Origin of the sequence: Mesorhizobium sp. M4A.F.Ca.ET.020.02.1.1 (assembly GCF_004022645.1) — a bacterium.
Taxonomy (GTDB): domain Bacteria; phylum Pseudomonadota; class Alphaproteobacteria; order Rhizobiales; family Rhizobiaceae; genus Mesorhizobium.
The window spans coordinates 1-1773 of the sequence record NZ_RZOI01000987.1 but is presented as its reverse complement, the minus strand read 5'-3'; the positions used below and the strand labels follow the sequence as shown (position 1 = coordinate 1773).

Genomic DNA, 1773 nt, shown 5'->3' with positions numbered 1-1773 from the left:
CCTACCAGGAAAGCCTGTCGATCAAGAAGGAGCTCGCCGGCCACGAGCCGGAGCGCGACGACCTGCAGCGCGAGCTGACTATTTCCTATGACGAGATCGCCGGGCTTGCCCGTGCCGCCGGCCGGCTGGACGATGCGCAGGCCGCCTATGAGGAAAGCCTGAGGATCCGGCTGGCGCTGGCCGCGAAGCAGCCCGACAATGCCGAGCGGCAGCGCGACGTCTCGGTCAGCCATGACACGATCGGCGATCTCAAGCGCGAGCGCGACGATCCCGCCGGCGCGCTCGCTGCCTACCGGGACAGCCTGGACATCGTCGAAAGGCTGGCAAGCCGCGACCCGGACAACACCGAGCTGCAGCGCGATCTGTCGGTCGGCAACACCAAGGTCGGCAACGCGCTGAAGGACCAGGAGAACTGGCCGGCCGCCCTTTCGGCCTACCGGCAAGCGTTGTCTCAGGCTCAGGCGCTGGCCGACAGCGATCCGGACAACACAGACTGGCAGCGCGACCTCTCGGTCAGCCTGGAGAAAGTCGCGGGCGTGCTCGCCATCCAGGGCGATCGCAAGGGCGCGCTCAAGCTCTATCTCGACAGTTTCACCATCGTCGACAGGCTGGCCAGGCTCGACCCGGCCAATTCCGACTGGCAGCGCGACCTGTCGATAACACTGTCCGAGATCGGCATGCTGAAGGCCAAGCAGCGCGACATCAAGGGCGCGCGGAAGGCCTTCGAGGACAGCCTGGACATCCGCCAGCAGCTTGCCCAGTCCGACCCCGAAAACGCCACCTGGCAGCGCGACCTGGTGGTCGCGATGATCGATTATTCTCAGGTCGCGAGGAACCCGAGGGCCGTGCTTTCCGAGGCGCTCGAGCGGACGCTGGAGCTCGACCGCAGCGGCCGGCTGGCGCCGCGATACAAGTTCATGATCAAGTTTCTGCAGGATCGGCTGGCCAGGACAAAATAGCCTGCGGCGCGGCCGCTTCCGGACAGCCGGCTTTCCTGCCCGGAAATGCCGGCAAACCTTGGAAAAACCGGCATTTGCGCCTATATCTAGGACATCAAAACGGCGCGATTCGGAGCCAGTTTCCAGCGCTGGACCAGCAGCCATCAATCAGACAGGTTTTCATGAGCGATCAGACTGAAAGCGCCAATGGCGCGGAAGCCGAGTACGGCGCCGATTCCATCAAGGTTTTGAAGGGGTTGGATGCCGTCCGCAAGCGGCCGGGCATGTATATTGGCGACACCGACGATGGCTCTGGCCTGCATCACATGGTCTATGAGGTGGTGGACAACGCCATCGACGAGGCGCTGGCCGGCCATGCCGACCTGGTCTCGGTGACGCTCAACCCTGACGGTTCGGTCACGGTCATCGACAATGGCCGCGGCATTCCGACCGACATCCACCCCAGCGAAGGCGTCTCGGCGGCCGAAGTGATCATGACGCAGCTGCATGCCGGCGGCAAATTCGATCAGAACTCCTACAAGGTGTCGGGCGGCCTGCACGGCGTCGGCGTCTCGGTGGTCAACGCGCTCTCGGCTTGGCTCAAGCTCAAGATCCGCCGCAATGGCGAGATCTTCGAAATGGGCTTCACGCACGGCAATGCGGACGCGCCGCTCAAGGTCACCGGCGGCTACGAGCAGGACAAGCGCCCCGGCACCTATGAGGGCCGCAGTGGCAGCGAGATCACCTTCTTCCCGTCGGCCGAGACCTTCACCATGGTCGAGTTCGACTATGGAACGCTGGAGCACCGGCTGCGCGAACTCGCCTTCCTCAATTC

At 64.2% G+C, this 1773-nt stretch carries 2 protein-coding genes; both read left to right on the top strand.

The genetic code is table 11. The annotated features are described in order from the left end of the window. The coding region (locus tag EN742_RS33965) for a tetratricopeptide repeat protein (RefSeq protein ID WP_148670481.1) at positions 1-959 on the top strand (959 nt) is incomplete at its 5' end. A 161-nt stretch (positions 960-1120) separates the two neighbouring features. Further along, positions 1121-1773, top strand: a 653-nt coding sequence (locus tag EN742_RS33960; RefSeq protein ID WP_245492462.1) for an ATP-binding protein, incomplete at its 3' end; no start/stop codon positions are given.